We start from the raw sequence: 7,544 nt of genomic DNA on the forward strand, positions 1-7,544 counted from the left end.
GTGGCATAGAAAAATCCAAAGGGTATCAGGCTTCACTGTCAGCGCTCACTTTCAAACGCAGGCTGCTCCTGCAATGGCAAGTGAAGGGTGATGCAAGTGCCACGCCCTTCGATACCGTCGCCGACGCTGATTCGCCCGCCATGTGCCCCGACCATGCCCTGACAGATCGCCAGCCCCAGCCCCGTACCCTGCCCGCCACGATCACCGCGCGCGGCGGTGTAGAACATGTCGAAAATCTTCGCCCATTCCTCTTCGGGAATCCCCGGTCCTTCATCGCTCACCGAGAAGAACAGCTCGTTTTCATCTACTCCGGCGCGCAATTGCAAACGCCCATGAACCGGTGAAAACCGCGCTGCGTTTTCCAGCACGTTGACCAGCGCCTGTTCGATCAGCGCGGCGTGAACGTAGAGCAACGGCAACTCCGGTGGCACATCAGTGCTGACCTGCAACGGCGCCAGCACTGCGCGCAGGCGATTGAGCGAACTGCCCACGATGTCGGCCGGCGACACCCAGTCCCGCGCCAGCTTCAGTGCGCCGTGACCGAGGCGGGTCATGTCCAGCAGGTTTTGAATGTAGCGATCAAGGCGCTCGGCCTCATCGCGTGTACCTTCGAGCAATTCGCGGCGGTCCTCCAGCGGGATCGCCTCGCCCAGTGCCAACAGGCTGTCAATGCTGCCGCGCATGGACGTCAGCGGCGTGCGCAAATCGTGGGACACCGACGCCAGCAAGGCACTGCGCAGTTGCTCGGTTTCCCCGTGCAGCCGCGCCGCTTCCAGGTCTTCGGCCAGTTGCGCACGAGCCAGGGCCTGGGCCAGCGGCTGACTCAGCGCGGTCAGCAGACGCCGACGCTGGCCACTCAAGGTCTGCCCCTCCCTGGCACAGACGCCGAGCAGCGCCAGCGGCCCGTCTTCCACGGACAGCGGCCACCACCACCAACGCCCGAACGGCAGCGTGCCGGTGCCCGCGCCCGCCGGTTGATCGTGTTGCCAGGCCCAGTCGGCGGCAGCGCGTTCGGCTTCGGAAAACTCCAGCGGGCCACCGGCTTCGACTTTCCAGCCGCTCTGGCCATCGCGATTGAGCAGGCACAATTGCAGATCACTCCAGCCTTCGAGGTGATGAGCAGCGGCATTGACCACGGCCTGACGGTCAGTGGCAGCCGTCAGTTTGCGCGACAGGTCGAGCAGTTCGGTGGTTTCCTCCTGAGTGTCGCGCAAGGCCTGCAATTGCCGCCGCTGACGCGCCGCGAGGTTGCCGGTGAGCGCCGCCATCAGCAGGAAGAACAGCAAGGTCAGCACGTCTTCTTCGCGCTGGATGCTGAACGAAAAAGTCGGTGGAATGAACAGGAAGTCGTAAGTCAGGAAGGACAGCGCGGCACAGGCCAGCGCCGGGCCGAGGCTGCTGCGCACCGCCACCAGCAACACGGCGGCGAGGAACACCAGCGAGATGTTCGGCAGCGGCAAGACACTCGCCACCGCCCAGGCCAGGGCACTGGCGAGCACGGTCGCGACCAGCGCCAGCGCATAGTCGAACCACACCAGCGACTGTACCGGGCGTTGTCGTGGCGGGTCCTGTTCGTGATCGCTGTCGATGACGTTGATTTCCAGCCCGCGCGCATGGCGCAACAGACGCGCCGCCAAGCCGCCACCGAACAACCGACGGCGCAATCGCTGCCGGGACCGACCAACCAGTACCAGGCTGGCGCGTCGTTCGGTGGCGTGCTGAATCAGCGTTTTCGCCACCTCACCGGCCCGCAGCAACACCACTTCACCGCCGAGGCGTTCGGCCAGTTGCTGGGCACTTTGCAGACGCTGGCGTGATTGCTCATCACGCACGCTGCCGTTGTCGACATGCACCAGACTCCACGGCAGATGCCGGCGCTGAGCAACACGGCTGGCGTGACGCACCAGACGCTCGGCCTGGCTATCGCCATCGACGCCGACCAGCAAACGACCGCGCACCGCCGGTGCTGCCTGGCCAAGCTGGCGATAACCCTGGGCCAGGTCGTTATCGACCTGAGCCGCTGCAGTTTGCATCGCCAGCTCACGCAGGGCGGTGAGGTTTGTCTGGGAAAAGTACGCATCGATGGCCGCCCGCGCCTGCTCCGGCACATAGACCTTGCCGTCACGCAGACGCTCAAGCAGCTCGCGTGGGGGCAAGTCGATCAACAGCAATTCGTAGGCTTCTTGCAGTACCCAGTCCGGCAGGGTTTCGCGGACCTGCACCCCGGTGATACCGCGCACCTGATCATTGAGGCTCTCCAGGTGCTGGACGTTGACCGTTGTGTACACGTCAATGCCGGCGGCCAGCAGTTCCTGGATGTCTTGCCAGCGTTTGGCGTGACGGCTGCCCGGTGCATTGCTGTGGGCCAGTTCGTCCACCAGCACCAGTTTCGGTTTGGCGGCGAGCAAGCCGTCGAGGTCCATTTCCTCGAGGGTCACGCCGCGGTATTCCGAGCGCACCAGGGGTTGCTGCGGTAAACCGCCGAGCAGCGCCTCGGTCTCGGCGCGACCATGGGTTTCGACGACGCCAGCGATGAGTTTCACGCCTTGACGAAGTTGGGTATGGGCGGCTTGCAGCATGGCGTAGGTCTTGCCGACACCCGGCGCGGCACCGAGGAATACCTTGAGCCGGCCACGGCCATCGCGGGGCAGGTCTGCTAACAGCGCGTCGGCGCGGCCGGAGTCACTCATCTGTCATTGCCTTGTTCGACTTTAAATTGGGGTGTTGCCTTAAAGGATCGCAGCCTTCGGCAGCTCCTACATTGGTTGGCGTACACCCTGTAGGAACTGGCGAAGCCTGCGATCTTTTGATCTACAGTTTTTCCAGCGCCATATTCAGCGCCAACACATTCACCACCGGCGGTCCCACCAGCGGCTGCTCGATGTGCGTATCCAACAGATTCTGAAGCGTCGCCACCGGCAGATTCCGCGCCGCTGCCACTCGTGCCAGTTGATAGGCAATCGCTGCCGGAGGCAAGTGTGGATCGAGGCCGCTGCCAGAAGTGGTCACCAGCGCCAACGGCACCGGCCCTTGCCCTGGCACCCGCTGTTTGTTGGCGTCGTCGATTACCCGAGTGGCCAGGGCCGGGTTACTTGGCGAGAGGTTACTGGCGCTGCTCGACACCGTGGCGAAAGCACCCGCGGATGGCCGTGGATGGAACCAGGCATCACCGGTGAAATCCTGGGCAATCAGGGAAGAGCCGCGGACCTTGCCATCGGCGTCGTGTACGAGGCTGCCGTTGGCTTGATCAGGGAATGCAACCTGGGCGACACCGGTCACCACCAAGGGGTAAGCGACGCCGGTGATCAGGGTCATCAAGACCAGCAGGCTCAGGGCCGGACGTATCATTGTGGACATTTCAAAATCCTCGAATTCAGTGAAGAACTGCAGGAGCGAGCGTGCTCGCGATGAAATTGAAAGCGCCGCGTTTAGACAGAATGGGCGCGTTATCGTTAACCATCATCGCGAGCAAGCTCGCTCCTACATTAGTGGACAGGTGTTCGCTTAAACCAGATGCAGCGCCGTCAACAGCATGTCGATCGCCTTGATGCCCACGAACGGCACCAGAATCCCGCCCAATCCATAGATCAGCAGATTGCGACGCAGCAACGCCGCCGCACTCGCCGCCTGCACCCGCACGCCGCGCAAGGCCAGTGGAATCAGCACCACAATGATCAAGGCGTTGAACACGATCGCCGAGAGAATCGCACTCTGCGGACTGCTCAAATGCATCACGTTGAGCACACCCAATTGCGGGTAGATCGAGGCGAACAGCGCCGGCAGGATCGCGAAGTATTTGGCCACGTCGTTAGCGATGGAAAAGGTCGTCAGCGCACCGCGGGTCACCAGCAATTCCTTGCCGATCTGCACCACGTCCAGCAACTTGGTCGGATCGCTGTCGAGGTCGACCATGTTCGCCGCCTCGCGCGCGGCTTGCGTACCATCGTTCATTGCCATGCCGACGTCTGCCTGAGCCAGGGCCGGGGCGTCGTTGGCACCGTCGCCGCACATCGCGACCAGGCGGCCATCGTTCTGCTCGTGACGAATACGCGCGAGTTTTTTCTCCGGTGTGGCTTCGGCCAGCACATCGTCGACGCCCGCTTCTGCCGCAATGGCGGCTGCGGTCAGCGGGTTGTCGCCGGTCACCATGACCGTGCGAATCCCCAATTTGCGCAGCTCGGCAAAACGTTCGCGGATGCCGGGTTTGACCACGTCCTTGAGGTGGATCGCACCGAGCAATTTACCGTCGACGCAGACCAGCAACGGCGTGCCGCCGCTCTGGGCAATCTTGTCGATTTCCCGGGACAGTGCCGGTGCGAGATCGGCGCGTTTCAGGCCGACGAACGCCAGCAACGAATCCACTGCGCCCTTGCGATACACGCGGCCCTGATAGTCAACGCCGGACAGGCGGGTTTCAGCACTGAACGGTACGGCGGTCAACAGCTCGGTGCTCGGCTCAGGCTGCGGATGCAGGCCCCGCAGGTACTCGACGATGGATTTACCTTCCGCCGTGTCATCGGCCAGCGAAGCGAAAAGCGCGCCCTCGGCCAGCTCTCTGGCGTTCACTCCCGGTGCGGCATACACCGCGGTGCAACGACGGTTACCGAAGGTGATGGTGCCGGTCTTGTCCAGCAGCAGGACATGCACGTCGCCTGCGGCTTCCACGGCGCGACCGGATTTGGCGATCACGTTCAGGCGCACCAGACGGTCCATACCGGCGATACCAATGGCCGAGAGCAAACCGCCGATGGTGGTCGGGATCAGCGTGACCAATAACGCCACCAGGAACACCAGCGGCAGGCTGCCGTTGGCGAAGTGGGCGAACGGTTGCAGGGTGACGACCACCAACAGGAAGATCAGGGTCAGGCCGATCAGCAGGATGTCGAGCGCCACTTCGTTCGGGGTTTTCTGGCGTTTGGCGCCTTCGACCAGCGCGATCATGCGGTCCAGGGTCGACTCACCGGGGTTGGCGGTGATGCGCACCAGCAGCCAGTCCGACACCAGGCGAGTGTTGCCGGTGACGGCCGAACGGTCGCCGCCGGATTCGCGGATCACCGGCGCGGATTCACCGGTAATCGCGGCCTCGTTGACCGCCGCGATGCCTTCGATCACCTCGCCGTCACCGGGGATCATTTCCCCGGCTTCGACACGCACCACATCGCCCTTGCGCAGCGTCGTGGCCGGCACCACTTGAAAGGCGCCGTTGCTGGTTTTGCGACGAGCGCTCAAGCCTTCGCTGCCGGCCTTGAGGCTGTCGGCGCGAGCCTTGCCGCGGCCTTCGGCCAAGGCTTCGGCGAAGTTGGCGAAGAGCACGGTGAACCACAGCCACAGCGCGATTTGCGCGGCGACGAAGGTCGGCACGGCGCTGTCAGGAATGAAGCACAATACAGTGGTCAAAACCGCGGTCAGTTCGACCACCAGCATCACCGGCGCACGCTGCAATTGCCGTGGGTCGAGCTTGACGAAGGCTTGCACCAGCGCCGGGCGCCACAGGGCCGAGATCGCAGTTTTCGGTTGTTCCGGCGCCTTCACGGTGGCGGTTTTAGTTACGGGCATATTCATCATTGACTCCTTAGAAGCCCATGCTCAGATGTTCAGCGATTGGGCCCAGCGCCAGGGTCGGCAGAAAGGTCAGGCCGCCCACCAGCAAAATGGTCACGGTCAGCAACGTCACAAACAACGGGCCATGAGTCGGGAAGCTGTTCTGGCCAATCGGCGCGGTTTTCTTCATGGCCAGGCTGCCGGCCAGGGCCAGTACCGGAAGGATGTAGCCGAAGCGACCGATCAACATCCCCAGGCCGAGCATCAGGTTGTGGAACGCGGTGTTGGCACCGAAGCCGCCGAACGCCGAACCGTTGTTGGCACTGGCTGAGGTGTAGGCATAAAGCAACTGACTGAAACCGTGAGCACCCGGGTTACTCACAGAGGCCACCGGACCGGGCAGGCTCGCGGCAATCGCGCCAAGCACCAGCACGCCGACCGGCATCACCAGCAAGGTCACTACCAGCAGTTGCACTTCCCTGGCCTGCAGTTTCTTGCCGAGATATTCCGGGGTACGGCCGATCATCAGGCCGGCGAGGAACACCGCGATCAACACGTTGAGCAACATGCCGTAGAGGCCCGCACCGACGCCGCCGAAGATCACTTCGCCGACCATCATGTTGACCATCGCCACCATGCCGCTGAGCGGGTTGAGGCTGTCATGCATGCCGTTGACCGAACCGTTGGATGCTGCTGTCGTGGTCACCGACCACAGCACCGTGGCGGTGGTGCCGAAGCGCGCTTCCTTGCCTTCCAGTGGCGCGGTCTGTTCGACGGCGACGTTGTTCAGGGTCGGATTCGGTTGGTACTCGGCCCACAGCGAAGTCGCGCCGCCAATCAGGAACAGCGCCAGCATGCAGGCGATGATTGCGCGACTCTGACGCAGGTCTTTCACGTAGTGGCCGAAGGTGAACACCAGGGCAACCGGGATCAGGATGATTGAGGCCACCTCGAACAGGTTGCTCCACGCCGTCGGGTTCTCGAACGGATGCGCCGAGTTGACGCCGAAGAAGCCACCACCGTTGGTACCCAATTGCTTGATCGCAATCTGGCTGGCGGCCGGGCCGAGCGGGATCACCTGATCGACGCCTTGCATCGTCACGGCATTCACGTACTGCGCGAAGGTTTGCGGCACGCCCTGCCAGACCAGATACAGCGCCAGCAGCAGGCACAGCGGCAGCAGGCCATAAAGGGTGGCGCGGGTCATGTCGACCCAGAAATTGCCCAGGGTTTTGGTCGACTTGCGACCGATGCCGCGACACAACGCAACCAACACGGCCAGACCGGTGGCGGCGCTGACGAAGTTCTGCACGGTAAGGCCGACCATCTGGCTCAGGTAGCTCAGGGTCGCTTCGCCACTGTAGGACTGCCAGTTGGTGTTGGTCATGAAGCTGACGGCGGTATTGAACGCCTGTGTCCACTCCTGGCCCGGCAGGTTTTGCGGGTTCAGCGGCAGGTGGTCCTGGAACAACAGAATCGCGAACAACAGCAAGAAGCCCGCAAGGTTGAAGGCGAGCAAGGCCAGGGTGTATTTCTGCCAGCTCTGTTCGGCCTGCGGATCAACACCGGCCACCCGATAACAGCCCCGCTCCACCGGCCCTATGATCGGTGTCAGCCAGGTGCGCTGCCCCTCCATGACCTTGTAGTAGAACCGCCCGAGAAACGGTGCCGGGATCAGCACCACGGCGAAGAAGGCCAGGATCAGCCAATAGTCATAACTGTGCATAGCCGCTCCTAGTTCCGATCCGCGCGCAACAGCGCAACCAACAGATAAATGAACAGCCCCACTGCCAACAGCAGTGACACCCCGTCCAGAACGCTCATGGAAGTTCTCCGTGTTACGGCGTATTGCCGCGTGTGGAGTCATTGTCGGAAGGAAGGCTGTAAAGGAACGAGACCGAGGGTGTTGGCTGTGCATAAAGAAAGCGTAAAGAGTGGGTTTATGCCTTCGTTACAGCCGAGTTTTGCGGCGTTTATTCGGGCCTCTTCGCGAGCAAGCTGAT

At 62.6% G+C, this 7,544-nt stretch carries 5 protein-coding genes; all 5 read right to left on the minus strand.

What is annotated here, in order from left to right:
* Window positions 1–38: 38 nt before the first annotated feature.
* The 5 genes from PMI01S_RS07375 to kdpF all read right to left on the minus strand — a co-directional run bounded on the left by PMI01S_RS07375 (window position 39) and on the right by kdpF (window position 7,365).
* Window positions 39–2,690 carry a DUF4118 domain-containing protein gene (locus PMI01S_RS07375; protein WP_084318818.1) on the minus strand — a complete coding sequence of 884 codons (2,652 nt, stop codon included), beginning with the start codon at window positions 2,688–2,690 and terminating at the stop codon, window positions 39–41.
* 121 nt (window positions 2,691–2,811) lie between these two features.
* Entirely contained in the window at window positions 2,812–3,357 is a 546-nt protein-coding gene (gene kdpC, locus PMI01S_RS07380) for a potassium-transporting ATPase subunit KdpC (RefSeq protein ID WP_084318820.1), read from the minus strand.
* A 147-nt stretch (window positions 3,358–3,504) separates the two neighbouring features.
* A complete protein-coding gene (kdpB, locus tag PMI01S_RS07385) occupies window positions 3,505–5,562 on the minus strand; it encodes a potassium-transporting ATPase subunit KdpB (RefSeq protein WP_084318822.1) in 2,058 nt (685 codons plus the stop codon).
* 10 nt (window positions 5,563–5,572) lie between these two features.
* The gene (gene kdpA / locus PMI01S_RS07390) at window positions 5,573–7,267 is read right to left on the minus strand and encodes a potassium-transporting ATPase subunit KdpA (protein ID WP_084318824.1); all 1,695 of its coding nucleotides are present in this window, start codon (window positions 7,265–7,267) and stop codon (window positions 5,573–5,575) included.
* 8 nt (window positions 7,268–7,275) lie between these two features.
* The gene (gene kdpF / locus PMI01S_RS07395; RefSeq protein ID WP_007899818.1) at window positions 7,276–7,365 is read right to left on the minus strand and encodes a K(+)-transporting ATPase subunit F; all 90 of its coding nucleotides are present in this window, start codon (window positions 7,363–7,365) and stop codon (window positions 7,276–7,278) included.
* Between the last annotated feature and the right edge of the window lie 179 nt (window positions 7,366–7,544).

The sequence above is a fragment of the Pseudomonas migulae NBRC 103157 genome (assembly GCF_002091715.1).
GTDB lineage: Bacteria > Pseudomonadota > Gammaproteobacteria > Pseudomonadales > Pseudomonadaceae > Aquipseudomonas > Aquipseudomonas migulae_A.

Bases quoted from the DNA above. Each gene is read 5' to 3' on its own strand.
- PMI01S_RS07375 (WP_084318818.1), bottom strand. From the start codon at position 2,690: ATGAGTGACTCCGGCCGCGCCGACGCGCTGTTAGCAGACCTGCCCCGC.
- kdpC (WP_084318820.1), bottom strand. From the start codon at position 3,357: ATGTCCACAATGATACGTCCGGCCCTGAGCCTGCTGGTCTTGATGACC.
- kdpB (WP_084318822.1), bottom strand. From the start codon at position 5,562: ATGAATATGCCCGTAACTAAAACCGCCACCGTGAAGGCGCCGGAACAA.
- kdpA (WP_084318824.1), bottom strand. From the start codon at position 7,267: ATGCACAGTTATGACTATTGGCTGATCCTGGCCTTCTTCGCCGTGGTG.
- kdpF (WP_007899818.1), bottom strand. From the start codon at position 7,365: ATGAGCGTTCTGGACGGGGTGTCACTGCTGTTGGCAGTGGGGCTGTTC.